This is a genomic window from Pseudomonas sp. IT-P294, assembly GCF_949767865.1.
In the GTDB taxonomy this organism is placed as follows: domain Bacteria; phylum Pseudomonadota; class Gammaproteobacteria; order Pseudomonadales; family Pseudomonadaceae; genus Aquipseudomonas.
In genome coordinates, this window is sequence record NZ_CATKQW010000022.1 from 529,720 (window position 1) to 555,987 (window position 26,268).

Consider the following 26,268-nt stretch of genomic DNA (forward strand, 5'->3'; position numbering starts at 1 on the left):
GCCGCCTGCAACAAGGGCTCAGTCTGGACGTTTCGAACAGGAGCGCATGGATGCGTTATTTGAAAGTGATTGCACAGGATGTAAGCGGGAAGGGCCAGGCAGACACGCTTGATTTTCGGTTTCACGAAGATGAACACGTACTGCGCGAGGCAACGGAGACTGATCGTCACCGGCTCAAGGCCTTCGGCAAAACGTATTTGAAATGTGCCTGGTTCAACGCCGGGGAAAGTGAAGAGCGGCATTTGCGGATCTTTGCTGAAAACACGACCGGAGACGGTACGCCGGAAGCTGTACGACTGCATTTTCATGAAGGACCGACGATTGCCTACAAGGCAGCGGCTCGTGATCTTGATAACGATGGGGATTTCGAGCTGATGTTGAGTTCGGATGTCGACAATGACGGGCGTGCGAATCGCACCGATCGCAATCGTGTCAGGTCGTTGGCGCGAGAGTTTTTGAAGCTCGACTGGTAACGTTCCTCCGGATACCGAGTCACGGCCATCGCGAGCAGGCTCGCTCCCACAGGGATTTTGCGTCGCTCGTAGTTCTAATGTGGGAGCGAGCCTGCTCGCGATGGGGCCAGTCCAAACACCACAGTCACCAAGGTTGATCGTTCCCACGCTCTGCGTGGGAATGCCTCAAGGGACGCTCTGCGTCCAGTGACGCGGAGCGTCACGGGCTTCATTCCCACGCGCGAGCGTGGGAACGATCAGGCTCAGAGCTGTTGCGCCAATGCTTCGATTTGCTCCTGCCGTTCAGCCTGGCTCAACTTGGACTGCTTATTCAGCGACGACCACTGCGGATGCGCCCGAGCCTTGTTCAGCGCTTCGGGCAGTTTCCCTTCGCGCCAGGTCTTGTCTTGGGGCGTGGCGAGCTTGATGCTGTCCATCGCGGCATGGCCACGCGCGTTCAGTGCCTGCAAAAGCTGTCGCTGGCGCAACGCCAACAGGCGCAACACGCTGTCGTCAACGGTCAGCTCCCGCTGGCCCTTGATCTTGCCCATCAACCGACTGCCATAACTGCGCGCGGTTTGCAGGGCGCCGCCGGCAATTGCGCCGGCCAAGGCTGCCGCCCCCAGAGTCAGACCACCCACCAGCAAATCGACGCCAGCGCCGGCTGCCGCGCCCGCCGCAATACCTCCGCCGACCCGAACGCCCAGTTGCTTCAGGGTTTCGGGGTTGAACAAGTCATCGCCCCAACGGCCATCGAGCAATGGCAGGTCACTGGCTGCGGCGTCCTGTGGACGAAAGGCGTACAGCTTGAGCAGCGCTTCGACGCAGCGTTGTTCCCGTTGTCGAACGGCTTTGCGCAATTCGCTGATGGCCTGCTGTTCTTGCTCGGCATCGCTGACCACACTACGCCGGCACGCCGCGCAATCGATCAATAATTCGGCAATCAGTCGCGCCGCACTTTGCTGCCGGGCCAGGCGCTGGGCCTGTTGATCGGCGATCAAGCGTTCCAGTTGTTCCCGTGAGCCCTCCAGCAGCAGGGCGAGGCTTTCATAGAGTCGACGTTCGCCATCTTCCGGCGGTGCCACGCTGTCGAAACGCACCAAGGCGTGCAGGCCCAGGCGCGCCAGCGCTTCACGCCAGTCCGGCTCGCGGTGATTGGCGCTGCTGACGAAATTGAGCACCGGCAGCAGCGGTTTGCCGCAACTGGCCAACACTTCCAATTCGTCGCGGTACTTGGCCAGCACCGGCTCCCGGGCATCGATCACGTAGAGACCGGCGTCGCAGGTGAGCAGTTGTCGCAGCACCTTGGCTTCCTGTTCGAACCGTTGCCGCGCTTCGCTGCCGTCAAGGAAACGCGCCAAGCGTGCCGGGCCGTCGAGGCGTTCGCCGGGACGTTCCAGGCGTTCGAGGTAGTCGAGCAGGGCGATCGCGTCCTCCAGGCCCGGCGTGTCGAAGAGGTCGAGCAAGGGCTCGCCGTCCACCGACAACCGTGCGCCTTCGACATGGCGCGTGGTGCTGGGGCGATGGGACACTTCGCCGAACCCGACATCCCGGGTCAACGTGCGCAGCAATGAGGTTTTGCCGACATTGGTGTGGCCGACCACGGCGAGCTTCAACGGCGCTTTCCACGGATTAGTCATGGCCGCTCTCCAGCCAATTCATCGGCGCACAGTCGGCGAAAGGCAAATTCAGCTGTTGCAATGCCACGTGCCAGTCGCCCAAACGTTCGGAATCCAGCGCTTCACCATCGGGCGCTTGCAGCAACCAGACTCGCGTCGCGGCCGCGTTGCGCGCCAGCTCGGCAATGAGCGCCAGGCTGCCACGGTCCGGCGAACGCCGTGGATCACAGGCGATGGCCAACCGCTCGGGCGGGAAGCGACTCAGCTGTTCGAGGAGTTTGTGGCGAGATTCACGACTGTCGAGAATGCCGGCGTTGTTCACGTTTTTGGGCAGTTTCGGCGGCCACGGGCGTTGATTGTCCAGCTCGATGGCCACTAGCAGCGCGCCATCGCTGTGCAGTTCGCGGGCGCTGCTTTCGATCTGATGAAGGTTGTCCGGTGCGGCATCGCTGATGCCCAGGCGTTCGCTGGTGGGCATCAGGCGCTCACGCAATTGGGCGTAGCCGGGCAGGTTCAGGTCCAGGCGCAAGGCGGCTTGCCCGGTTATCCAGCGCCACAGGCAAAACAGCGCGAGCAGCAGGCGCGGCAACACACCGTAAACCACCAGCACACCGACCAGCCATGTGGCCCAGGCCTGGCGGGCACTTTCTATATTGAGCGCGGTGTCGCCGCTGGCGCGGATCATTTCCACCGTCGGGACGTTGAAACCGAGCATGGAAGGCAGAGTGCCGAGGGCTTGGGTCATGGCCACGAAGGTGTCGGCGCTGAGCAGGGTAGTTTCCCAGACGAAACCGTAGCGCCGGGTCGCCATCAACGTCAGCAGAATCGCCAGGGCGCTGAGCATCGCCAGCGACCACAGGCTGTTGACCAGCACGCCGATTGCCCAGCGATTGAGTTTCTGGCGTTGTAATAACAAGAGCAGGGCCGGCGCCAGTTGCGCTGCTTTGGCGTCGCGGGCGAGTTTCTCGCTGAGCCATAACCACAAGCGCCCAAGGGTGTCGCCGTGTTCGCCAGCGAACATCAGGCCCAGCGCCCAGCTCAGCAAAAGAATCAGGTTCAGCCCGAGCAGACTGCCCAAGGCCCAGAACACATTGACCGGCGTCTGTCCGTCGCCCAGCGCGGCAAACCCCAGGCCGGCGCCGCTGATCACGGCCAGCACCGCCAAGACGATCAGCGCCAGTCGCGCGCCTTGCAGCCAATGTTTGAGGGCAGCGGCAAGGCCGTCACGTTCAGCCAGCCATAGGGCCCGATGCTGAATCCGCGTCGGCAGGTCGCCACCGGCGCTGCGGGCCAGTCGGTTGGCTTCCAGATCCTCCAGGGGGCCGGCGTGTTCTTCACGTAGGCGCACGGTTTCGGTCAACCAGAGGTTTTGCAGTGGCGTCAGTTCAGTCACGCGACATTCCGTTGCTCAATTGAGCTGTGAGCATAACCGCTGTGGCGCTTATCGGGGTACGCGAGGCTCTGGTATCCTCGCCGACATGACTAAATCACTCCCCCTCAGCCTGATCGCAGCCCTCGGTGAAAACCGTGTGATCGGCGTCGACAACAGCATGCCCTGGCACTTGCCGGGGGACTTCAAATACTTCAAGGCCACCACCCTGGGCAAGCCGATCATCATGGGTCGCAAGACCTGGGATTCCCTCGGTCGTCCGTTGCCGGGCCGATTGAACATCGTGGTCAGCCGTCAGGCGGATCTGGTGCTGGAGGGCGCGGAGGTTTATCCGTCGCTGGAAGCTGCGGTGGTTCGCGCCCAAGCATGGGCGCAAGAGCAGGGCGTCGAGGAGTTGATGCTCATTGGCGGGGCGCAGTTGTATGCGCAGGGGTTGGCTCAGGCGGATCGGCTTTATTTGACGCGCGTCGCGCTCTGCCCGGAGGGGGATGCGTGGTTTCCGGAGTTTGATTTGACGGAGTGGAAGCTGGTGTCGAATGTTCCGAATCCGGCAGAGGGCGACAAGCCGGCATACAACTTCGAAGTGTGGGAACGTACCTGAGATCGTTCCCACGCTCTGCGTGGGAATGCAGCCCCTGACGCTCCGCGTCACTGGACGCGGAGCGTCCCTTGAGGCATTCCCACGCGGGAGCGTGGGAACGATCAGTAGCCGCTGAAAGACTTAAGCGTGAGCCAACTCCGCATGCTCATCCGCATCCAGCAATTCTTTATCGGTCTGCTGCATGATCTGGCTGGTAATCGCCCCGGCCGTGATCGAGCCGCTGACGTTCAACGCCGTACGACCCATATCAATCAGCGGTTCTACCGAAATCAGCAACGCCACCAATGACACCGGCAACCCCATCGCCGGCAGTACGATCAGCGCCGCAAAGGTCGCACCACCGCCCACGCCCGCCACGCCCGCCGAACTCAGCGTGACAATCGCCACCAGCGTCGCAATCCACAATGGGTCCAGCGGATTGATGCCGACAGTCGGCGCCACCATCACCGCCAACATCGCCGGGTACAGGCCAGCGCAGCCGTTCTGGCCAATGGTTGCACCAAACGAAGCGGCGAAACTGGCGATGGACTGCGGGATGCCCAAGCGACTGGTCTGGGCTTCGATGCTCAGCGGGATCGTCGCCGCGCTTGAGCGGCTGGTGAAGGCAAAGGTCAGCACCGGCCAGATCTTGCGGAAGAAGCGCAGCGGATTGATCCCGGCCGCAGACACCAGCAGGCCATGGACCACAAACATCAGGCCCAGGCCGATGTAAGAAACCACCACGAAACTGCCCAGCTTGATGATGTCTTGCAGGTTGGAGCCGGCGACCACTTTGGTCATCAGCGCCAATACGCCGTAAGGCGTCAGCTTCATCACCAGGCGTACCAGGCGCATCACCCAGGCTTGCAGGGTGTCGATGGCGTTGATCACTTTCTGACCTTTTTCCACGTCATCTTTCAACAGTTGCAAGGCGGCGACACCGAGGAACGCCGCGAAGATCACCACGCTGATGATCGAGGTCGGCTTGGCGCGAGCCAGGTCGGCAAACGGGTTTTGCGGAATGAACGACAGCAGCAGCTGCGGCACATTCAGGTCGGCCACCTTGCCAGCGTAGTCGGTCTGAATGGTTTGCAGGCGGGCCATTTCCTGAGTGCCGGCCACCAGGCCTTCAGCGGTCAGGCCGAACACGTTGGTCAAGCCGATGCCGATCAGCGCCGCTATCGCGGTGGTGAACAACAAGGTGCCAATGGTCAGGAAACTGATCTTGCCCAGCGACGACGCGTTGTGCAGCCGCGCCACGGCGCTGAGGATCGAGGCGAACACCAGCGGGATCACGATCATTTGCAGCAACTGCACATAACCGTTGCCCACCAGATCGAACCAGCCGATCGAGGCTTTCAGCACCGGGTTGCCAGCGCCGTAAACGCCGTGCAGGGCAACGCCGAACACCACACCCAACGCGAGTGCGAGCAGGACTTTTTTCGCCAGGCTCCAGTTCGTGTGACGGGTTTGCGCCAGGCCAAAGAGCAGGGCGAGGAACACCAGCAGATTGAGGATCAGCGGCAGATTCATGGGAAAGCTCCGATAGGGCATGTGCCAGTCACCTTCCGGGGTGACTGCGACCGGCAAGCCTAACAGCTTGATTTACAATGAATTAATATCAAAAACGTATGGAATCCGTCGTTTTTGGAATAAGCACGCGTCGCTCTCAGGGATGCAGTTGGCGCAATAGGGACGTGAGCGGTCGCTGACAGACGAGGACTGTCACACTTATTTGTTAGCGTCGATGCCTCTACATCAGGATCTTTTAATAAGGGAATCATGCCGATGAAGTTCGCACCGAAATTTCTGGCTGCTGCGTTGGGATTGAGTTTTGGCCTTGGCCTCGCCGGTCAGGCTTTCGCCACGGATTTGAAGCATTGGCCTGCGGATCAGGCCAAGGCACTGGACGCGATGATTGCGGCCAACGCCAACAAAGGTAATTTCGCGGTGTTCGACATGGACAACACCAGTTACCGCTACGACCTCGAAGAATCGTTATTGCCGTTCATGGAAAACAAGGGCCTGATCACCCGCGAGAAACTCGACCCCTCCCTGAAACTGATCCCGTTCAAAGACACCGCCGACCACAAGGAAAGCTTGTTCAGCTACTACTATCGCCTCTGCGAAGTCGACGACATGGTCTGCTACCCATGGGTCGCCCAGGTGTTCTCCGGTTTCACCCTCACCGAGCTCAAAGGGTATGTCGATGAGTTGATGGCCTCCGGCAAGCCGGTGCCCACCACGTATTACGACGGCGATGTGGTCAAGACCCTCGACGTCAACCCGCCGAAAGTCTTTACCGGCCAGGCTGAGCTCTATAACAAGTTGATGGAGAACGGCATCGAGGTCTACGTGATGACCGCCGCCTCCGAAGAACTGGTGCGCATGGTCGCAGCCGATCCGAAGTACGGCTACAACGTCAAACCGCAGAACGTGATCGGCGTGAGCACGATGCTCAAGGATCGCAAGACCGGCGAGCTGACCACCGCGCGTAAGCAAATCACCGCGGGCAAATATGACGAGAAGGCCAACCTGGGCCTGGAGCTGACGCCGTACCTGTGGACACCTGCTACCTGGATGGCCGGCAAGCAAGCCGCCATCCTGACCTACATCGACGAGTGGAAAAAACCGGTATTGGTCGGCGGCGATACCCCGAGCAGCGACGGTTACATGCTGTTCCACAGTGTTGACGTGGCCAAGGGCGGCATCCACTTGTGGGTCAACCGCAAAGACAAATACATGACCCAGATGAACGGTATGATGGCCAAAAACGCGGCAGCCCAAGCCAAGGAAGGGTTGCCAGTGACGGCGGACAAGAACTGGGTGATCGTCAAGCCGGAAGAGATTCAATAAAGGCCACGATAATCGCCCCCGCACAGTGTGTGGACGCGACAGGCCCCGCCAATGCGGGGCTTTTTTTGTTCGCAACAGCGACGCGCAGTAGCGGTCTGCTGCCTATATTCATTGGTTAATCACTGGGTGATATGGCGCTGGGCAGTTCGCTCGGGCGACGACCGAAGGAACCGGGGCATGCGACGATTACACCGGGTCTTTATCGCGTGGATGATCGCCACGCTGAGCGGATTTGGCTGGCTTTGCACGAGTGCGGCTGCTGAGTTGATGCCGGGTAATGATCACGTCATTTCACCAGGTGTGCCTCAAGGGGCTGCGACCCTGAACTTGAGTAAGCTGGTGGGCAAACTAAAGGCCTCGCGCAATACGTCGATCAGTATTGTGCAACTGGGCGACTCTCACACGGCTGCCGATTTGTTCACAGGCGAAATGCGTCGCCTGTTCCAGAAACAATACGGCGCCGGCGGCATAGGCTTCATCGCGGCGATGCCTGTACCAGGTACTCGTTACGATCAGATTGTTTTGTCGACGGTAGATGGGCAATGGCGTCTGGTTTCCAGTCGCAATCAGTACAGCGACGAGTTTCCATTGGGAGGTTATCTGTCGCTACCCGTGGGCCCGAAGGCAGGGATACATATCGAATCACGCGCGTCGAATGACGGCGTATATCGAATTTCGGCGCTGTACCGTGCGCTCTCCGATAATCGACTGACCGCCAGTGCTGGAGGGAGCTCTGCCAGTGTCGAGTTGTTGCCGACATCTGGACAGTGGCGTTTCAGCCCGGCTATCCAGCCCGTAAACCTGCCGATGGACCTGATGATAGCCTCGAATCAGGACGTAGAACTGGGAGGCTGGAACATCGAGTCTTTGACGGAGAATGGCGTCACGTACTCTGCACTAGGTGTTAATGGTGCGATGTTGAAGATTCTCGACAAGTGGCAAGACGGCTGGCTAAGCACGCTGCAAGCCTTGCGCCCGGACTTGCTGGTACTCGCGTACGGGGGTAATGAAGCATTTGATGACGATCTGGACCTGACACTTTATGAGGCTGACCTGAGCGAAAAGCTTGCCCTGTTGCGACGCGCCTTGCCTGATACCGTGATCTTGCTGGTCGGGCCAGCAGACTCGATAAAACAACGGTCCGCTGACTCATGCGCCGGGCGCCAGCCGGCAAAACTGGCTCAGATCATTCAAATTCAAAGACAAGCAGCACTGAAGGCCGCGGCCTTGTTCTGGGACTGGCAAGGTTACATGGGCGGCGCCTGTTCAATTGAGCGCTGGCAGGCAGCGCATCTGGCTCAAAATGATCTGATTCACCTGAATGCTGAAGGTTATAAAAAAAGCGCCGGCGAACTTTACGAGTATCTGCAATCCCTGCTGCTGGGGCCTTAAAGCGAGATCTCATCATCATAAAAAAGCCCCGCACTTGGCGGGGAATGATCGGCAAAAAAAATACCCCGCCAAGTGCGGGGTATTTTTTTGTTCGACGGTTAAGGGTTACAGCCCGTCGAGCATTGCCTTGTTACGCACAGCACCTTTGTCGGCGCTGGTCGCCAGCAGGGCGTAGGCTTTCAGTGCCGTGGTCACTTTACGCGGACGTTTTTCCACTGGCTTCCAGCCTTTCTGGTCCTGCTCGGCACGGCGTCCCGCCATCTCTTCGTCGCTGATCAACAGGTTGATCGAGCGGTTCGGAATGTCGATCAGCACTTTATCGCCGTCCTGCACCAGACCAATCGCGCCGCCCGCCGCCGCTTCCGGAGAAGCGTGGCCGATGGACAGGCCTGAGGTGCCGCCGGAGAAACGGCCGTCGGTGAGCAGGGCGCAAGCTTTGCCCAGGCCTTTGGATTTCAGGTAAGACGTCGGGTACAGCATTTCCTGCATGCCCGGGCCGCCTTTCGGGCCTTCGTAACGAATGATCACGATGTCGCCGGCCTTCACTTCGTCAGCGAGGATGCCGCGTACGGCGCTGTCCTGGCTTTCGAAGATCTTCGCGTTGCCTTCGAAGACGTGGATCGATTCGTCGACGCCGGCGGTTTTAACCACACAGCCGTCCAGCGCGATGTTGCCGTAGAGAACGGCCAGGCCGCCTTCTTTCGAATAAGCGTGTTCGACACTGCGGATGCAGCCGTTTTCACGGTCGTCATCCAGGGTTTCCCAGCGGGTCGACTGGCTGAACGCGGTCTGCGTCGGAATGCCCGCAGGACCGGCCTTGAAGAAGTGATGCACCGCTTCGTCGTTGGTCTGGGTGATGTCCCACTTGGCAATGCCTTCGGCCAGGGTCTTGCTGTGCACGGTCGGCAGTTCAGTGTGCAGCAAGCCGCCACGGGCCAGCGAGCCGAGGATGCTGAAGATCCCGCCGGCACGGTGCACGTCTTCCATGTGGTACTTCTGGATGTTCGGCGCGACTTTGCACAGTTGCGGCACGTGACGGGAGAGACGGTCGATGTCGCGCAGGTCGAAATCGATCTCCGCTTCCTGGGCTGCAGCCAGCAAGTGCAAGATGGTGTTGGTGGAACCGCCCATGGCGATGTCCAGCGTCATGGCGTTTTCGAAAGCCTTGAAGTTGGCGATGTTGCGCGGCAAGACCGACTCGTCGTTCTCGCCGTAGTAACGCTTGCACAGCTCGACGATGGTGCGGCCGGCCTGCAGGAACAGCTGTTCGCGGTCACTGTGGGTGGCGAGGGTCGAACCGTTGCCCGGCAATGCCAGGCCCAGGGCTTCAACCAGGCAGTTCATCGAGTTGGCGGTGAACATGCCGGAGCACGAACCGCATGTCGGGCAAGCGCTGCGTTCGTACTCGGCGACTTTCTCGTCGGACGCGCTGGAGTCGGCGGCGATCACCATGGCGTCGACCAGATCGAGGCCATGGGAGGCGAGTTTGGTCTTGCCGGCTTCCATCGGGCCGCCGGAAACGAAGATCACCGGGATGTTCAGGCGCAGGGCGGCCATCAGCATGCCGGGGGTGATCTTGTCGCAGTTGGAGATGCAGACGATGGCGTCGGCGCAGTGGGCATTGACCATGTACTCGACGGAGTCGGCGATGATCTCGCGGCTCGGCAGCGAATACAGCATGCCGTCGTGGCCCATGGCGATGCCGTCATCCACGGCGATGGTGTTGAATTCCTTGGCGACACCGCCAGCGCGTTCAATCTCGCGGGCAACCAGTTGACCGAGGTCCTTGAGGTGGACATGGCCCGGTACGAACTGGGTGAAGGAGTTGGCAATGGCGATGATCGGCTTCTTGAAGTCGTCATCTTTCATCCCCGTGGCGCGCCAAAGTGCGCGGGCACCGGCCATGTTGCGGCCGTGGGTGGATGTTTTCGAGCGGTAATCAGGCATGAAGCACTCCGGGCGGCTAATCAGGTATCAAAAGGGAAGTGAGCTTCTATTGACGTCTGGAACACCCAGAAATGGCCGTGTGTCCGGAAGTTGCCGATAACTTTGCGGGATCGCCGCGCGCTTCAGCTTGAGCTCATAAACCCGCCGGGGGATGACTGGCGATGAATGTCGCGATTCTACACGGCTGGCGTCAGGAGGGAATGCCAGGAAGCGTTGTTCTGGCGGTGACGAGGCGTGCGGGATGACGACTGGCGGGTATCAGCCGGTACTCATAGCCTGATGCCGTCGGCTGATCAGCGCATTGAGGCCTATCCCCACGCTGCTCAACAGGAGAAAACTGAAGGCAAGCGTCACCTGCAGATGACTTGCGCTCAAGTTGATCAGTGCGCTGACCAGTCCACCGAAGACAAATACCAGGGTGTTGCCGACCGAGGCCGAAGTGCCGGCGTTGCCGGGGAATATGTCCATGGCTTTGGACGTCGCAACCGGACGGGCGATGGTTGTGCCTGCAGTGCAGACGATCATCGGGATGAGTATTGTCTGGGTCGAAAGCCCCATCGTTGCCGATAGCCAGAGCATCAAGATCCCCGACAGGAAGATCAGGCCAAGACCCACAATGATTTGCGTGTTAGGTGCGATCCGGTTGGCAAGCACTCGAGCGATAACTCCGCCGAACAGGTAGGCCACGCCGTAGAACAGCAGGGTCAGGGAGAATTCGTACGGAGAAAGCTGCAGCTGCTCCATGAAGATCAGCGGCGAGATGACAATGAAGGAAAAGTGGCAGGTGAAGGCAATGGCGGCGATCAGCCAATAGCCGAGGAAACCGGCGTCGGCACAGATCATTCGGTACGACTGGAACATGCCTTGGCTGGGTGCGGTAGCGGGGCGCAGGTTTTCAAGAAAGAAACAGGCCTTGAGGAACACCGCGGCGGCCAACGCGATAAAGGCGATAAAGCTCCCCGGCCAGTCCATGGCATGTTGCAGCACGGTGCCTGCCAGTGGCGAAACTGAAATGAAGATGCCGCTGGCAGTGACCATGAGAATTCGCAGTTGATCGCGTTCCTTGCCGTCGAACAGGTCCTGAACCAGCGCCTGCGAGAGAACAAAACAGCCACAGCCGATGGCCTGGACTAACCGGAACATCAGGAACCAGGCGTACTCGGTCGACATCACGCAACCCAGTGCGCCAATGATGGAGACCACCATGCCCGCCAGCAGTAAGCCCTTGCGCCCGATGACATCCGAGAGCGGTCCGATCAGCAGTTGAGACAGCGAGATGCCGATCGCGAACAGGCTGATGGAGAGGGCGATGTCGGCTGGCGTGGTCCGGAAATGGTCAGCCAGCGCCGGGAAGGAAGGCAGCAATACATCGAGTGGAAATACACCGAGCAATACCATCGTCAGCAACAGAATGACCGCCGCTCGACGTTTTTTTATACCCACGCTCGCTTTGCCTTCACTCATCGAAAAGCCCTGCCCTGGAGAACAGCTGACGGTTGGCGGGCAAGTCGAAGAATCCCGCTTTGTTCAATGCGTTCAACGTGGCGCCAGCACCTGATCGAGCACGGCGCTGGCAGGCGGACGGTGACGTCAGCTCGCGCAGTATCTCTACGACAAACGCCTCACCGAGACCGGTGCTGCGCAGGCTTTCGCCAAGCCAGCGTTCATCCGCTTCAAAGAAAACCAGCAGGATTTCCAGGAGCAACCTGGCGGTGAACGTGCGTTGGCCGCTGCTGAGTTGCAACCACAGGTAATGAAACACTTCACAAAAATAACGGCTGTGTCGCGCCTCGTCGGCGAGGTGGTCTCTAAGCATTGCCTGAACGCTGCACACCAGTTCGTCTCGACAAACCTCGAGCAATTCCTTGGCAATGATCGTCTCCGAAACGAACCCGACGAGAAACCAGGCCAGCGCTTTGTGTTTATCCGGTGCGCCATCGATGAGGGTGTTCAACCGGGCTATCCGGTGAGGCATGACCGGTCGATCGGTGATGCCGTAGCAGTCGGCAATTTGTTCGGCGAGTTGATTGGAAAACAGTGCGTGATAACCCTCGTCCGTGTAGAGCTGCAGCGCGGCCGTTTTCATTCGGGGAGCAATGGTGACGCCGAGTTCATTGTGGATGATGGTTTCAACGGATCGGTTGACGATCCGGTGCTCAAGCAAGGTGGTGTAGTCGAGGAAATACACCAAATGGTTGGCGGACAGGCGATGAGCAAGCGTTTTACCGGCTGCCTTGATCTGCGGGTGGTTCAGGTAAGGCAGAAAGGCTGGTGGAAACCAGTGGCGGGTTTCCAGTTGTTGCGCCAGATCCAGAGGTAACCGGTAGTTGTGTTCGCTGGTTCTTACCGAGGCTCGGGTATTCCAGTCGCCCAGGGTGAAACGCTGTGCCCACGAGGTGGGGGCGTAGGCCGGCGCGTTAAGGGCGCCGGTCATTGTTCCTGCCCCGGGACGCTCAACAGCGCTTTTAGCTCCATGCACATCACCTGCCCGTCGCTCTGGCCACAGCCGACAAAAAACAGCGGCTGCTCCGCGCTGTCTTCAAGTCCCAGCAGTGCTTCGACCTGATTGTCCGTCAATGCGCCCGTTAACCAGGTGTGCAACCCCAGCGCAGTGGCCACCAATTGAAACGTCTGGGAGATATGACCGGCCTCGACGTAGGCCATTCGGTAGGCGCGCGAGTGTTCGTATTTCCACCACAGCTTGTCGAAGCGGCTGGTGATGAACAGCCCGACGGGCAGGTTGTTGATGAAATGTTGGCCGCAAAGCAGCTGCCCCAAAGCCTGAACAGGCAATGGTTTGATGAAGCTCAGCGCGTGTTCGGCGGGGCGATAGGCATAGAGGCCAGGTTCGAGGCCAATGACGTTTTGCACCAGAAGAAAACCTTCGCAGGCATTCAGCCCGCCGCCGGAGGGGCTGCTTCGCCGTGCGCCGAGGCCTTCGATGACGCTGTCGTCGATGTCGTTTTCACGTTCATGCAGGTAGCCAAGAGACAGGTATAAAAGCGTGCTGACTGCCTCCAGGGAAACGGCTTCACCGCTGAAGGCGCGACAGGTCTTTCGCTCGATCAGAGCTTCTGCCAGCGAGCCTCGCGGCAGGCTGCAAGGTTTTGGCAGGACCGTCAGCGCGTCTGCCGAGCGTTCGCAGGCCCGGGCCTGCGGTGCGGGTGTGGTCAACACCTCGGTGCAATGGTCGAGATACTGTTTCGACCATTCATGAATATCCTGTGGAACATGATCGCAAGGTATGTTCTTGGTGCCGATATGAAATATCTTCGACAGTTCATCCCAACCCCATTCAATAGTGATGGGCGCTACCGTTGATACGATGCCTGCACTTAGAAGTTGTGCATCAATAGTATGTTGGTCATTGAAGTTGTTCGGGTTGTCGATAAGTTCGGCGAGTCGGGTTGAATACTTAAGGTCAAGTTCAAATTGTTTGTGATTCTTGTAATCCCAGACAATTTGACCGGGCGTGCGCGGAAGTATGAATAGATGAGGGTTTATATACATGTGGATCGCGCTCTCTCTGGACACTGCGTCGGAAACGCTGGGTAGCCGGCACTCCCCAGCGCTTTATCTACTTAGCGGGCTTTTGGAGCAACCAGAAAAGCCAGGTTGGCGATTTTGTTAGCTTCCAGAGTAATTGCTTTCATGTTGGAACTCCTTGTAATTGAAAGTGAGTGCCACCTCGTGGTGACAACTCAATCATAGATAGTAATGGAGGCTTATCAAGGAGATATTAGGTAAGAGGCTTCTAGTAATTGTGTCGGATCGATCCTACAGAACAATGAATTTTGTAAGTTCTATCCGGCAAAGCAAGAAACACAGCGAAACTTCCTGCAGCCCAGTAAGGCTGCCAGGGTAGGACGCTAGAGAATTTAATAGCAGATAACAGAAGGGGAGCCGATTGGCTCCCCCCTTCAAAACCGGCTTGATCAGCTGTTTGGCAGCAGACGGCAGGTAATGCTTTTGATGTAGCGGGTTTCGGCGATGGCCGGGTGAACCGGATGATCCGGGCCCTGACCGCCACGCTCCAGCATCTGGATGTTGCGATCCAGGTGACGGGCACTGGTCAGCAGGATGTTCTGCAGGTCATCTTCGGGCAGGTGCATCGAGCACGAAGCGCTGACCAGGATGCCGTCCTTGCTGAGCAGGCGCATGGCTTGCTCGTTCAGGCGACGATAAGCGCCTTCACCGTTCTTCATGTCTTTCTTGCGTTTGATGAACGCCGGAGGATCGGCGACGATCACGTCGAAACGTTCTTCGCTGGCTTTCAGCTCTTTCAGGGCTTCGAACACGTCGCCTTCGATGCAGGTCATTTTCTCGGCGAAACCGTTCAGCGCGGCGTTGCGCTCGACGCCGTCGAGGGCGAAGGCGGAGGCGTCGACGCAGAACACTTCACTGGCGCCGAAAGCCGCCGCTTGCACGCCCCAGCCGCCGATGTAGCTATACAGGTCCAGTACGCGTTTGCCTTTGGCGTAAGGGGCCAGGCGCGCGCGGTTCATGCGGTGATCGTAGAACCAGCCGGTTTTCTGGCCCTGGATGACCGGCGCTTCGAATTTCACGCCGTTTTCTTCCAGTGCTACCCACTCCGGCACCAGGCCGAACACGGTTTCGACGTAACGGTTGAGGCCTTCGGCGTCACGGGCCGCGGAGTCGTTCTTGAACAGAATGCCGCTCGGCTTGAGCACTTGAGTCAGCGCCGCGATCACGTCTTCTTTATGGGCTTCCATGGTCGCCGAAGCGATCTGCACCACCAGGATGTCGCCGAAACGGTCGACCACCAGGCCTGGCAGCAGGTCCGAGTCACCGTAGACAAGACGGTAGAACGGCTTGTCGAACAGACGGTCGCGCAGGGACAGGGCGACGTTCAGGCGGTGCACCAGCAGCGATTTGTCCAATGGCAGCTTGATGTCGCGCGACAGCAGGCGGGCGCAGATCAGGTTGTTCGGGCTCATGGCAACGATGCCCAGCGTCTTGCCGCCAGCCGCTTCGAGGATCGCCTGGTCTCCGGCCTTGAAGGCGTGCAAGGGGGTCGCCGCTACATCGATTTCGTTGCTGTAGACCCACAAGTGGCCGTTTCGCAGGCGACGGTCGGCGTTGGCTTTGAGGCGCAGGCTAGGCAGGGACATGACGTCGCTCCGGAAAAAAGAGCGGGAGTATAGCGTGTTGAGGCTTGCGGCGGGCCGGGCGGGCGATGAAACGCTGATGGCCCCATCGCGGGCAAGCCTCGCTCCCACGGGTTTGGGTTGAAATTCAATTTCTGCGATTGACACAAAACCCGTGGGAGCGGGCTTGCCCGCGATGTGGACTGAAATGAAACTTCGGGCGATGTCGCCGCCAAGGTGTCGGATCCAACTTTATAAGGGTTAGAATCGCCGCCTGACCCAGAGTGTGTACTTATGTCCCAAGAGCTGACGACCGAACAGATCCAACAGTCCCTGCAAGGCATCAGCGTGCCGGCTCAACCGCAGATCATGGTGGATTTGCAGATGGAGCAGTACATGCCCGACCCTGACCTGGAGGTGATCGCCAAGCTGATCTCCCAGGACCCGGGACTCTCTGGGGCTTTGCTGAAGATCATCAACTCGCCGTATTACGGCTTGAGCAACAAGATTGCCTCGATCCAGCGTGCGGTGAATCTGCTGGGTAGCCGCTCGGTCATCAACCTGATCAACGCGCAGTCGATCAAGGGCGAGATGAACGACGACACCATCGTCACCTTGAACCGGTTCTGGGATACGTCCCAGGACGTGGCAATGACGTGCCTGACCCTGGCCAAGCGTATTGGCGCCCAGGCGGGTGACGAGGCGTATGCGTTGGGTCTGTTCCACGACTGCGGCGTGCCGTTGATGCTGCAGCGCTTCCCCAATTACATGACCGTGGTGGAGGAGGCTTACGCCAACGCCAGTGCCGAGTGCCGAGTGGTGGACACCGAAAATCGGATGTTCAATACCAACCATGCCGTGGTCGGGTACTACACCGCCAAATCCTGGCGTCTGCCGGAACATGTGAGTGCAGCCATCGCCAATCACCATAATGCGTTGGCGATTTTCAGCGACGAGTCTTCGCGCAACGCCCAGCTCAAAAACCTCTTGGCGATCCTGAAAATGGCCGAACACATTTGTGCGTCGTACCGGGTGCTGGGTAATCAGACCGAAGACCATGAATGGAATAGCATCGCGCCTCTGGTTCTCGATTATGTCGGCCTCTCGGACTACGACTTCGACACCCTCAAACAAACGATCCGCGACATTGGCACTCACCGCTGAGTGTCGTACAGCCTGAGTCGAGAACAGCATGCCTGAACTGCCAGAAGTCGAAACCACTCGCCGCGGGATTGCGCCACACCTGGAAGGCCAACGCGTCAGCCGGGTGATCGTGCGTGACCGCCGTTTGCGCTGGCCGATTCCTGAGGACCTCGATGTGCGGCTGTCCGGCCAGCGCATCGTGCTGGTGGAACGACGCGCCAAGTACCTGTTGATCAATGCCGAGGTCGGTACGCTGATCAGCCATTTGGGCATGTCGGGAAATCTGCGGCTGGTGGAAGTCGGCATGCCGGCGGCCAAGCATGAGCATGTGGACATCGAGCTGGAGTCAGGCCTGGCCCTGCGTTACACCGACCCGAGACGGTTTGGCGCGATGCTCTGGAGCCTCGATCCGCTCAATCACGAACTGCTGATCCGCCTGGGGCCGGAGCCGTTGACCGACCTGTTTGATGGTGAGCGTCTGTTCCAGCAGTCGCGCGGACGCTCCATGGCGGTCAAGCCGTTCATCATGGATAACGCGGTGGTAGTGGGGGTCGGCAATATCTATGCGACCGAAGCGTTGTTCGCCGCCGGTATCGATCCGCGCCGCGAGGCCAAGAGCATTTCCCGGGCGCGCTATTTGAAGCTGGCAATCGAGATCAAGCGCATTCTGGCCGCCGCCATCGAGCGCGGTGGCACCACGTTGCGCGACTTTATTGGCGGCGACGGTCAGCCGGGTTATTTCCAGCAGGAATTGTTTGTCTACGGCCGTGGCGGCGCACAGTGCAAAGTCTGTGGCACAGAGCTTCGGGAAGTGAAACTGGGACAGCGCGCCAGCGTCTTTTGCCCGCGATGCCAGAGCTGATACGTCCCAGGGTCTATAGTCAGTGTTCTAACTGCCTAGCCGAAGGACCGTGCCATGAATTCGTTTCGAACCCTTGTCGTTGCGCTGCTGCTGAGCATCGGTGCACCCGCGCTGGCGGCCAGCAACGGCAGCGGTGACCCGCGCTACACCATCCAGAATCCCCCGGCGTACGCCATGATCGGTGACTTGCTGATTGCCCGACCTTTGCTGGTCGTGGCGACGGTGATCGGTGCCGGGGTGTTTGTCGTGTCGTTACCGTTCACCGCGCTGGGCGGTGGCGTCGGCGATGCCGGGCAGGCGCTGGTGGTGGATCCGGCGAAAGCGGCGTTCGTGCGGTGCCTGGGGTGTATCGGGGAGGGGTTTGAGCAGCGGGAGTGAAGGCAGTTGGATTTTTTGTGTTGCTGATGGCCTCATCGCGGGCAAGCCCGCTCCCACAGTTGATCGCGGTCTAATGTGGGAGCGGGCTTGCTCGCGATGAGGCCGGCACAGTCGCTACAAAACTATCTGATCAAGCCTTGCCAGTAAGCTTGCGATATTTCTCCATCAACTGCTCTTCAGTCTCCGGATGCGCCTCGTCCAGCGGAATGCAATCCACCGGGCAGACCTGCTGGCACTGAGGTTCGTCGTAGTGACCGACACACTGCGTGCACAGGTTCGGGTCGATCACGTAGATCTCTTCGCCTTGGGAAATGGCGGCGTTCGGGCACTCGGGTTCGCAGACGTCGCAGTTGATGCAATCGTCGGTGATGATCAGGGACATGCTAACTCCAGCCGGGGCGCAGAGCCCTGGCGCAATAAACCAATGCGCGCAATTGTGCCGCATTGGCGCCCGCAGTGCACGCGGGCGCCGCTTGAGCGGTCGTTACTTCTTGAAGCGCTCGGTGAGGGCATCCGCCACCGCAGGGTGGACGAACTTGGTGATATCACCACCCAACGCCGCGATTTCACGGACCAGCGTCGAGGATATGAACGAATAACGCTCGGACGGTGTAAGAAACAGACTTTCCACATCCGGCGCCAATTGACGGTTCATGTTGGCCAGCTGGAATTCGTATTCGAAGTCCGACACCGCGCGCAAACCACGCAGGAACACGTTGGCGTTCTTCTCTTTGGCGAAGTGCGCGAGCAGCGTCGAGAAACCGACGACTTCAACGTTCGGCAAATGTTTAGTGACCTCGCGGGCCAGCTCCACACGCTGTTCCAGGGGAAACAACGGGTTTTTCTTCGGGCTGGCAGCGACGGCGATGATCACATGATCGAACAGGCGCGCGGCGCGTTCGACCAAGTCGCCATGGCCCTTGGTAATAGGGTCGAAGGTACCTGGGTACAACACTCGGTTCATCGCGTCGTCCTGGCGGGAGTCCGTTGGGGAGTCGGATGGTATCGCAGCCTTCCCGGTCGGCCAAGTCGCCTGTTGGGTAAGAAAGCACTATAGACGATGGGAATATTCGCCCTTTTCATGGGTTTTTCAAACGTTCGGTGAGCAAAGTCGCGAGTTGCGCCGTCAGCCCGTAGACCGACAATTGCGGGTTTGCGCCAATGCTGGTGGGGAATAGCGAGCCATCGTGGATCGACAGATTGCTCAGTTGATGATGACGACCGAGGCTGTCGGTCACCGCGTTTTTCGGGTCTTCGCCCATGGCGCAACCGCCCATCACATGAGCGCTGCCCAAGCGTGTGCGGTACAGCTCCAGGCTCAAACCGTCGATCAGCGTGCGCGCGTCGGCCAGGGTCTTCACGTAGCGAGCGTCGGCGTGCATTGGCATGACGGCGCTGGCGCCCCCGGCGAACTGGATCTCGGCCATGCTGTGGAAGGCACGACGCAAACCGTCCCAGGCATACGCTGAAACCTGATAATCGAGCACCGGCGTGTTGTCACCGCGTAACTCGACGCTGCCGCCGGGGCTGTCTGGGTGGAACCCGTCGCGCAACAACGCCAGCATGGCGTGGGTATGGGGCAGGTTTTCCATGTGCCGGGCGTTTTCCTCGCCGAAACCACCGAGTAACGTGGTCGCCAGCGCCGGGTGCAGCGGTGGTACTTCAAGTTTGTAGGACATCTTGCCGGTGGTGCCGTCCTGCCATTGGAAATGGTCGGAATAGATCGACTGCGGCGCGCCGTAGAACGGGTTGATGACGTCGTCGAACAGCCCGGCGGACATGTTCACCAGGTGCAGGAACGTGCGCTTGCCCAAGCGTTTGTGCGGATCGGGTGCGTTTGAGCGCAGAAGCAGCGCCGGGCTGTTGATTCCGCCGCCGGCCAGTACGTAATGCCGCGCCTTGACCGTGATCGTCTTGCCGGTAGGCGCAACGCAGCGTTCATCCATCGCGACACATTTGAGCCCTGAGACCTTGCCGTCCTTGATCGAGAGCGTTTCAGCGCGGGCCAGATAAAGCAGTTCTCCGCCGTTTTCCAGGGTCGCCGGAATGGTCGTCACCATCATGGATTGCTTGGCGTTGGTCGGGCAGCCCATGCCGCAATAGCCGAGGTTCCAGCAGCCGCGCACGTTGCGCGGGATCACGTGCCAGCTGTATCCGAGCTTTTCGCAGCCTTTGCGAATCACGTCATTGTTGGCATTGGGCGGCACCCTCCACGGCGCGACGCCCAGGCGTTGTTCCATTTTTTCGAACCAGGGCGCCATCTCGGCGGGGCTGTGGCCTTTGACGTCATGCTCCTTGGCCCAGTGTTCGAGGGTCGGGTCCGGGGTGCGAAAGCTCGAGGTCCAATTGATCAGCGTGGTTCCACCGACCGCACGGCCCTGGAGGATGGTGATCGCGCCGTCCTTGCTCATGCGCCCGATGCCTTCCTGATAGAGGCTGGTGTAGGCCTGGTCTTCAAGCATCTTGAAGTCGCTGCTGGTCTTGAGCGGGCCTTCTTCGATCAGCAGCACCTTGTAGCCGGCGGCGCTGAGGATTTCGGCGGTGGTCCCGCCACCAGCGCCGCTGCCGATGATTGCCACGTCCGCTTCGAGGGTCAGGTCCTGGGTCAGTTGCGAGCCGTTGTGGGTTTTCCAGCCACGGGCCATGCCTTCGCGGAACGGATCGGGTACGGGCATTCTCAGGTTCTCTTATTGTTTTGGATTCGGTTGTGACGCATCTGACGCCTTCGCGGGCAAGCCCGCTCCCACAGGTTTTGAGGTGGGCCACCCTTTTGTGAGCGATTCAAATCCTGTGGGAGCCGGGCTTGCCCGCGATGGCGTCGACTCGGTTTTTAGACCGTAGGCGGCCCCGGATACCCGCAGTGCACCCACGACTCCGCACGGCTGTACCACGCCATCATCACCAGTTGCAGCAACGAGCTATGCCCCATGCGCAACAGGCTCAACGAACTGTTTTCCCAGCGATCGAGGAAGTGCCGGATCTCATCGGCACTGGCGTTTTCCCAGCTGCCCCAGATCCCGGTGAGCGGCCCGCGCGTCACGGCCATCCCCAGCACATCGAACAATTGTTGAGTCAGCTTGAGCATTTCCGGCGACAAGTGATTCAGGGCGTTATCCAGGCAGTGCAGGGTGTCAGCGACTGCCGTGGGCATTTTCTCGACGGCCACCGAGCCGTTGAGCATCACCGGCACCAGCGCCCGAAGAAACAGCAGGTCGGCGCGGCGCAGGATCGCAAAACCGTCGGCCGCGATACTGGACGAGCAGCCGCTGAGGCTCGCACCCAATCCGGCCGTGGCCAGAAAAGCGCTCGCTCCGAGGCTGAATTTAAGCAGGCCGCGCCGGGACAGCGCGGGTGTTGCAGGCAGGCTTGGGCTCATTATTGTTATTACCCGGCAGAGGTGAGCGTTAGCGGATAAACAGCTTCTGGATCAGTTTCTGAATGGCTTTGCCATACGGCGGATAAATCAGTTTCGCCGCGTTGAAGCGCTGTTTGATCAGCACACCCTTGGCCTTGCTGAAGGTCAGGAAACCTTCGTGACCGTGGTAATGGCCCATGCCCGAGGCACCGATGCCACCGAACGGCATGTCGTCCTGAGCGACATGCAGCAGCGTGTCGTTGAGGCAAACACCCCCGGAATGTGTCTCGTGGAGCACACGCTGTTGTTCGCGTTTGTCGTAGCCGAAGTAATACAACGCCAGCGGGCGAGGGCGCTGGTTGATGTAGGCAAAGGCCTGGTCCAGATTCGCGTACGGCACGATGGGCAGCACCGGGCCGAAGATTTCGTCCTGCATCACAGTCATGTCGTCACTGACGTTAAGCAACACGCTGTGGCTCATGCGTCGGCCCTGGCCTTGATCGAACAGTGGAATCAACAACGCACCCTTGCTGGTGGCGTCACTGATATAGCCATTAAGCCGCGCCAGTTGCCGGTCGTTGATGATGGCGGTGTAGTCCGGGTTGTCGGCCAGTGTCGGATAAAACCCGCGCACCGCCTGACGATAGGCTTCGACGAATCCGCCTACGCGATCCTCCGGCACCAGCACGTAGTCCGGGGCAACACAGGTTTGCCCGGCGTTCAGGGTTTTGCCAAACGCGATGCGCTCGGCTGCGTCCTTGAGCGGCACATCGCGCGAAACGATGGCCGGGGATTTGCCGCCGAGTTCGAGGGTCACGGGGGTCAGGTTTTCGGCCGCCGCGCGCATCACGTGTTTACCGACGCTGGTGGCGCCGGTGAACAGCAGGTGATCGAAACGCAATCTGGAGAAGGCCACGCCGACATCGGCTTCGCCCAATACCACGCAAACCAGGTCTTCGGGGAAGATCCTGGCGAATAAATCCTTGAGCAGCAAACCGGTGGCAGGGGTCGACTCACTGAGTTTGAGCATCACCCGATTGCCTGCCGACAGCGCACCCACCAACGGACCGATGGCCAGGTACAGCGGGTAGTTCCACGGCACAATCACGCCGACCACGCCAAGAGGTTGGTAGACAACTTTGGCCGACGCCGGCTGAAAAGCGATGCCGACCTTGCGCCGCGAAGGTTTCATCCAGCCTTTGAGGTGCTGACTGGCGTAATGAATGCCGTGCAGGCTGGGCATCAGTTCGGCGAGCAGGGTTTCATCGGCACTGCGGTGGCTGAAGTCCTGACTGATGGCATCGATCAGCACCTCGCGCTCATGGCTCAACATATCCCGCAGCGCCTTGAGCCATTGCTGGCGCTGGGCAGCCGGCGGCATCGGGTTGGCGGCGTAGGCTGCACGTTGCGCGTCGAACAGGGTTTGGAGAGCCTCCAGGGGCTGCTGCGAATTCTGCAGGTAGGCGATGTCAGCAGTCATGATCGGCTCCGGATTTATTGTAATCAGCACTTTTTAGAGTCTATGCTCTATAAAGTCAAATGACATCCTGGTGCAGCTTTGTTTATCCACCCGCGGATAGGTCGTAAGATGCCCGTCAACGCACTCTGAATTAAAGCTCAAGCCATGGCCCCTCGGATCAAAACCAGCGAGCGCATCGTGCAGAACAGCCTGGAGCTGTTCAATCAGCAGGGTGAGCGCAGCATCAGCACCAACCACATTGCTGCCCACATGGAAATTTCCCCGGGCAACCTGTACTACCACTTCCCTAACAAGCAGGCGATCATCGCCGTGCTGTTCAGTGAGTACGAAAGCCTTGTGGACAGCTTCCTGCGCCCACCCCAGGGCCGTGCTGCCACCGTCGAGGACAAGCGTTTCTACCTTCAGGAACTGCTGGCCGCGATGTGGCGCTACCGCTTCCTGCACCGAGACCTTGAGCACCTGCTCGACAGCGATCCGGAGCTGGCTGCCCGTTATCGGCGTTTTTCCCAGCGCTGCCTGATCCACGGCACGCACATCTACGCGGGCTTCGTCGAGGCCGGCATCCTGCAAATGGACAAGGTTCAGATCGAGTCCTTGACGCTCAATGCCTGGATCATTCTGACGTCCTGGGTGCGTTTCCTGTGCACCACACGGGAAAACTCCAATCACCTGAGCGAGCAGGCAATCAAGCGTGGCGTGTATCAGGTGCTGGTGCTTGAGGCCGGGTTCGTCACGGACCAGGCTCGCGATGCCGTGGATGCGCTGTACGAAGAGTTTTACGTGCCGTTGGCCCAGGCCCTGGAAGAAGTGCAGTAGGATTTGAAACCGTCTTAGTCACAGGAGCCCGTTATGCCCATTGCGCAACTGATCAGCCCGCAAGCACTGGACCTGAAAAAGGACCAGCCTGGGCTGGTGATTCTGGATTGTCGTTTTGCCCTCGAAGACCCGGACTACGGTCAGCGCAGCTATGCCGAAGGGCATATCGCCGGGGCCAGGTTCGCCGATCTGGAGCGTGACTTGAGCGGGCCGGTGGTCAAGGGCGTGACCGGACGCCATCCGTTGCCCAAGCCTGAAGAGTTGATCGAGCGCCTGCAGGCCTGGGGCATCAACGCCGACAGCGAAGTGGTTTTGTACGACGACGGCCCCGGTGCCTTTGCGGCGCGGGCGTGGTGGTTGCTGGCCTGGCTGGGCAAGCGTGAGGGCGTGTTTATCCTCGATGGTGGGCTCAAGGCCTGGCATGCTGCGGGTTTGCCGCTGAGTCTGGATGCGTGCGACACCCGGCGCGGCACTTTCGCCGGGACGCCGGACAGTGCGCTGGTCCTGAGCGCCGAGCAGCTTCAACAGCGTCTCGGCCAACCGGCGCTGACCCTGCTCGATGCCCGCGCGTTGCCGCGCTTCAAAGGCGAAGTCGAGCCGATCGACCCGATTGCCGGGCACATCCCCGGCGCACAATGTGCGGCGTTCACCGACAACCTGGGCAGTGACGGGCGCTTCCTGCCGGCCGATCAGCTCAAACAGCGGTTTGCCGCGAAGCTTGGCAGTCGCTCACCCAGCGATCTGGTGGCGTATTGCGGTTCGGGTGTGACGGCGTGCCACAACCTGTTTGCGCTATGCCTAGCGGGTTATCCGTTGGCCTCGTTGTATGCCGGATCGTGGAGCGAATGGATCAACGATCCATCGCACGGCATCGCTACCGGGGAGTAGCCACCAATCCAAATGTGGGAGCGAGCCTGCTCGCGATAGCGGTGGATCAGTCAGCAGATATGCTGAATGTTAAACCGCTATCGCGAGCAGGCTCGCTCCCACAGGAGGCATTGTGGCTTGGGCTATCACCGCAACCGGGCACTGCGATACGCCCCCGGCCCAACCCCGTAGACCTGCTTGAACTGCCGGCTCAGATGACTCTGATCGGCAAACCCCAATTGCATCGCCACCTCCAGCGGCAAACAACCACCCTGTAACAACCCCCTCGCCCGGGCGATGCGTTGCTGCATTAGCCAGGTGTGCGGCGGCATGCCCGTGGCACGGCGAAATACCCGGGCGAAGTGGAACGGTGACAGGTTGACCGCCGCCGCCAGTTCTTCCAGCGAAGGCGGTGCCGCCAACTGCGCTTGCAGCAGATCCTTGGCTCGCGTCACCGCCCGGTGTTCCTTGCCCGGTTTGCCGGCAATCGGCACGGCTGCGTGACGTTGCAGCAGCGACAGCATCATCTCCCGCCAAACCGTCTGCTGTTGCAATGCTGTGGAGGGACTTTCCAGCAAGCGATGCAATTGGCAGAAGCCCTTCACCAGGTCTGGATCGCGGTACAAGGTGGCGCCAAAGGCCGGCAGGTTGTTGCTCGGCAATTCCAGTTCATCCAGCAGCGAGAGAATCTGAGTGCTGTCGGGATAAAACGCCCGGTACAGCCAGCCGTCCTCCGTGCCTTTGTGGCCGGTGTGCAGTTCGTTGGGGTTGATCAACACCAGCGTGCCGCTGCCAGCCAGATGTTCGGCGCCGCGATAGCGATAACGCTGAGCCCCGGCCATGATCATGCCGATCACATAGCCGTCATGCACATGGGGCGCGAAGCGGTGCTCGATGTAGCGCGCGGACAACAGCTCGACTCCCACCAAGGGCGCTGTTTGCCAGAAGCGGATCGACTCGCCTTGATCGGTTTCCATGACCTACTCGCGGCCCGCGGCGCTCAGCCACTGGGGGATGCGCCGTTCCAGGTAATAACCCGGATGCCGGAACGAGCCATCGACAAAGCCGACATGCCCGCCTTTGGCCTGCAATTCGAATTGCGTGCAATCGGACAATTCTTGCGGTTGCGGCAGGCTATGTGGAAAGACAAAGGGATCGTCAGCCGCATGGATGATCAAGGTTGGCGTGCGAATTTCGCCTAGGAAATAGCGGCTCGAAGCGCGGCGATAGTAATCCTCGGCATCGACGAAACCATTCAGCGGTGCCGTGACCCGGCCATCGAAGTCCCAGAAGGTGCGCATGTTTTCCAGCGAGCCCAGCGCCGCCAGGGCTGCCAGTCCTTCTTCGTGCCCGTCATGCTGGAACTGGCGCTGCTTGTTCTTGATGTAAGCCACCATCTCGCGCATGAAATGCGCCTGATAGATCTTCGAAAAACCCTGGCCTATCCGATCCGCGCATTGATCGAGGCGAAACGGCACCGACACCGCCACTGCGCCGAGCACGCCGCTGTCACTGCCGGTTTCGCCCAAGTGCTTGAGCAGGACGTTGCCGCCCAGGGAATAGCCGACCGCATACAACGGTGCGAGAGGGCGCTTGGCACGCAGGTGTTTGATGGCTTCGGCCAGGTCTTCGCTGGCGCCGGAATGGTAGCTGCGTGGTAATAGATTGGGTTCGCCGGAGCAGCCGCGCCAGTTCAGCGCGACGCTGGCCCAGCCTTGGGCACCGAGTGCTTTCTGCACCCCGGCCACGTAAGGCGAATTCGAAGAGCCGGTCAGACCGTGCAACACCAGCACCAGCGGCGCATTGGCGGTGTGCGGGCCGTGCCAGTCCATGTCGAGAAAGTCGCCATCCTCAAGCCACAAGCGTTCGCGCTCGCGTTCGATGTGCGTGGTTTTGCGCCACAGCGGTCCCCACAAGGTTTGCAAGTGCGGATTGCCGAGGCCGAAGGCGGGGGTGAAACGTTCAGGCGGATGGGGCACGTTTATTCTCGATGCAGCGGTGCGCAACCAGTGCGCACCTTTTT

24 protein-coding genes are annotated in these 26,268 nt (G+C 59.8%); 9 read left to right on the forward strand and 15 right to left on the reverse strand.

Features of this window, described 5'->3' with window-relative positions; genetic code table 11:
* The first annotated feature begins 50 nt into the window (after nt 1-50).
* Nucleotides 51-473, forward strand: a complete 423-nt coding sequence (locus tag ACM6I0_RS17575) for a hypothetical protein (RefSeq protein WP_414922902.1) — start codon at nt 51-53, stop codon at nt 471-473.
* Between the two features lie 242 nt (nt 474-715).
* Here the strand turns inward: ACM6I0_RS17575 and ACM6I0_RS17580 are convergent, their stop codons facing one another.
* Together ACM6I0_RS17580 and ACM6I0_RS17585 are read right to left on the reverse strand one after the other, a co-directional pair.
* A complete protein-coding gene (locus tag ACM6I0_RS17580) occupies nt 716-2,092 on the reverse strand; it encodes a GTPase/DUF3482 domain-containing protein (protein ID WP_414922903.1) in 1,377 nt (458 codons plus the stop codon).
* Complete coding sequence (locus ACM6I0_RS17585) at nt 2,085-3,464, reverse strand: DUF2868 domain-containing protein (protein WP_414922904.1); 1,380 nt, start codon at nt 3,462-3,464, stop codon at nt 2,085-2,087. The genes ACM6I0_RS17580 and ACM6I0_RS17585 overlap by 8 nt, the downstream gene beginning before the upstream one ends.
* An 85-nt stretch (nt 3,465-3,549) precedes the next feature.
* On the opposite strand from ACM6I0_RS17585, the gene ACM6I0_RS17590 reads away from it, so the two are divergent.
* Complete coding sequence (locus ACM6I0_RS17590) at nt 3,550-4,062, forward strand: dihydrofolate reductase (RefSeq protein WP_414922905.1); 513 nt, start codon at nt 3,550-3,552, stop codon at nt 4,060-4,062.
* A 120-nt stretch (nt 4,063-4,182) separates the two neighbouring features.
* Here ACM6I0_RS17590 and ACM6I0_RS17595 read toward each other — a convergent pair whose 3' ends face one another.
* Nucleotides 4,183-5,574: an L-cystine transporter gene (locus ACM6I0_RS17595; protein ID WP_414922906.1), complete on the reverse strand. Its 1,392-nt coding sequence runs from the start codon at nt 5,572-5,574 to the stop codon at nt 4,183-4,185.
* Between the two features lie 255 nt (nt 5,575-5,829).
* On the opposite strand from ACM6I0_RS17595, the gene ACM6I0_RS17600 reads away from it, so the two are divergent.
* Together ACM6I0_RS17600 and ACM6I0_RS17605 are read left to right on the forward strand one after the other, a co-directional pair.
* Nucleotides 5,830-6,897 (forward strand): haloacid dehalogenase-like hydrolase, encoded by a 1,068-nt coding sequence (locus tag ACM6I0_RS17600; protein WP_285432871.1) that lies wholly within the window; start codon nt 5,830-5,832, stop codon nt 6,895-6,897.
* A 177-nt stretch (nt 6,898-7,074) separates the two neighbouring features.
* Nucleotides 7,075-8,289 carry an SGNH/GDSL hydrolase family protein gene (locus ACM6I0_RS17605; protein WP_414922907.1) on the forward strand — a complete coding sequence of 405 codons (1,215 nt, stop codon included), beginning with the start codon at nt 7,075-7,077 and terminating at the stop codon, nt 8,287-8,289.
* Nucleotides 8,290-8,394: 105 nt separating this feature from the next.
* On the opposite strand, the gene ilvD is transcribed toward ACM6I0_RS17605, so the two are convergent.
* The 5 genes from ilvD to ACM6I0_RS17630 all read right to left on the reverse strand — a co-directional run bounded on the left by ilvD (nt 8,395) and on the right by ACM6I0_RS17630 (nt 15,368).
* Nucleotides 8,395-10,236, reverse strand: a complete 1,842-nt coding sequence (ilvD, locus tag ACM6I0_RS17610; protein ID WP_285432868.1) for a dihydroxy-acid dehydratase — start codon at nt 10,234-10,236, stop codon at nt 8,395-8,397.
* Nucleotides 10,237-10,494: 258 nt separating this feature from the next.
* Complete coding sequence (locus ACM6I0_RS17615; protein ID WP_285432866.1) at nt 10,495-11,700, reverse strand: MFS transporter; 1,206 nt, start codon at nt 11,698-11,700, stop codon at nt 10,495-10,497.
* The gene (locus ACM6I0_RS17620) at nt 11,693-12,670 is read right to left on the reverse strand and encodes a diiron oxygenase (RefSeq protein ID WP_285432864.1); all 978 of its coding nucleotides are present in this window, start codon (nt 12,668-12,670) and stop codon (nt 11,693-11,695) included. The genes ACM6I0_RS17615 and ACM6I0_RS17620 overlap by 8 nt, the downstream gene beginning before the upstream one ends.
* On the reverse strand, nt 12,667-13,746 hold the full coding sequence (locus ACM6I0_RS17625; RefSeq protein ID WP_285432863.1) for a SagB family peptide dehydrogenase: 1,080 nt from the start codon (nt 13,744-13,746) through the stop codon (nt 12,667-12,669). The genes ACM6I0_RS17620 and ACM6I0_RS17625 overlap by 4 nt, the downstream gene beginning before the upstream one ends.
* A gap of 425 nt (nt 13,747-14,171) precedes the next feature.
* Nucleotides 14,172-15,368, reverse strand: a complete 1,197-nt coding sequence (locus tag ACM6I0_RS17630; protein ID WP_222588866.1) for a class I SAM-dependent rRNA methyltransferase — start codon at nt 15,366-15,368, stop codon at nt 14,172-14,174.
* Nucleotides 15,369-15,692: 324 nt separating this feature from the next.
* Here ACM6I0_RS17630 and ACM6I0_RS17635 point away from each other — a divergent pair, with 324 nt between their 5' ends.
* Genes ACM6I0_RS17635 through ACM6I0_RS17645 form a run of 3 tightly spaced genes read left to right on the forward strand, consistent with a single transcriptional unit; the run spans nt 15,693 to nt 17,727 of the window.
* Entirely contained in the window at nt 15,693-16,508 is an 816-nt protein-coding gene (locus ACM6I0_RS17635; protein ID WP_285433001.1) for an HDOD domain-containing protein, read from the forward strand.
* A gap of 28 nt (nt 16,509-16,536) precedes the next feature.
* The gene (mutM, locus tag ACM6I0_RS17640; protein WP_090178527.1) at nt 16,537-17,349 is read left to right on the forward strand and encodes a bifunctional DNA-formamidopyrimidine glycosylase/DNA-(apurinic or apyrimidinic site) lyase; all 813 of its coding nucleotides are present in this window, start codon (nt 16,537-16,539) and stop codon (nt 17,347-17,349) included.
* A 54-nt stretch (nt 17,350-17,403) separates the two neighbouring features.
* The gene (locus ACM6I0_RS17645) at nt 17,404-17,727 is read left to right on the forward strand and encodes a multidrug transporter (protein WP_090178530.1); all 324 of its coding nucleotides are present in this window, start codon (nt 17,404-17,406) and stop codon (nt 17,725-17,727) included.
* A gap of 130 nt (nt 17,728-17,857) precedes the next feature.
* Here ACM6I0_RS17645 and ACM6I0_RS17650 read toward each other — a convergent pair whose 3' ends face one another.
* The 5 genes from ACM6I0_RS17650 to ACM6I0_RS17670 form a co-directional block, all read right to left on the reverse strand.
* A complete protein-coding gene (locus ACM6I0_RS17650) occupies nt 17,858-18,109 on the reverse strand; it encodes a YfhL family 4Fe-4S dicluster ferredoxin (RefSeq protein WP_008150569.1) in 252 nt (83 codons plus the stop codon).
* A gap of 102 nt (nt 18,110-18,211) precedes the next feature.
* On the reverse strand, nt 18,212-18,691 hold the full coding sequence (gene coaD, locus ACM6I0_RS17655; protein WP_007945531.1) for a pantetheine-phosphate adenylyltransferase: 480 nt from the start codon (nt 18,689-18,691) through the stop codon (nt 18,212-18,214).
* A 115-nt stretch (nt 18,692-18,806) separates the two neighbouring features.
* Nucleotides 18,807-20,402: a GMC family oxidoreductase N-terminal domain-containing protein gene (locus ACM6I0_RS17660; protein WP_414922908.1), complete on the reverse strand. Its 1,596-nt coding sequence runs from the start codon at nt 20,400-20,402 to the stop codon at nt 18,807-18,809.
* A gap of 155 nt (nt 20,403-20,557) precedes the next feature.
* Complete coding sequence (locus ACM6I0_RS17665) at nt 20,558-21,103, reverse strand: twin-arginine translocation pathway signal protein (protein WP_414922909.1); 546 nt, start codon at nt 21,101-21,103, stop codon at nt 20,558-20,560.
* Nucleotides 21,104-21,131: 28 nt separating this feature from the next.
* Complete coding sequence (locus ACM6I0_RS17670) at nt 21,132-22,562, reverse strand: coniferyl aldehyde dehydrogenase (RefSeq protein ID WP_414922910.1); 1,431 nt, start codon at nt 22,560-22,562, stop codon at nt 21,132-21,134.
* A gap of 144 nt (nt 22,563-22,706) precedes the next feature.
* Between ACM6I0_RS17670 and ACM6I0_RS17675 the strand changes: the two genes are divergently transcribed.
* The gene (locus tag ACM6I0_RS17675; protein WP_285432853.1) at nt 22,707-23,378 is read left to right on the forward strand and encodes a TetR/AcrR family transcriptional regulator; all 672 of its coding nucleotides are present in this window, start codon (nt 22,707-22,709) and stop codon (nt 23,376-23,378) included.
* A gap of 33 nt (nt 23,379-23,411) precedes the next feature.
* Complete coding sequence (locus tag ACM6I0_RS17680) at nt 23,412-24,266, forward strand: sulfurtransferase (protein ID WP_414922911.1); 855 nt, start codon at nt 23,412-23,414, stop codon at nt 24,264-24,266.
* Nucleotides 24,267-24,391: 125 nt separating this feature from the next.
* On the opposite strand, the gene ACM6I0_RS17685 is transcribed toward ACM6I0_RS17680, so the two are convergent.
* Entirely contained in the window at nt 24,392-25,222 is an 831-nt protein-coding gene (locus ACM6I0_RS17685; protein WP_414922912.1) for an AraC family ligand binding domain-containing protein, read from the reverse strand.
* 3 nt (nt 25,223-25,225) lie between these two features.
* Nucleotides 25,226-26,224: a hydrolase gene (locus tag ACM6I0_RS17690; protein ID WP_414922913.1), complete on the reverse strand. Its 999-nt coding sequence runs from the start codon at nt 26,222-26,224 to the stop codon at nt 25,226-25,228.
* Between the last annotated feature and the right edge of the window lie 44 nt (nt 26,225-26,268).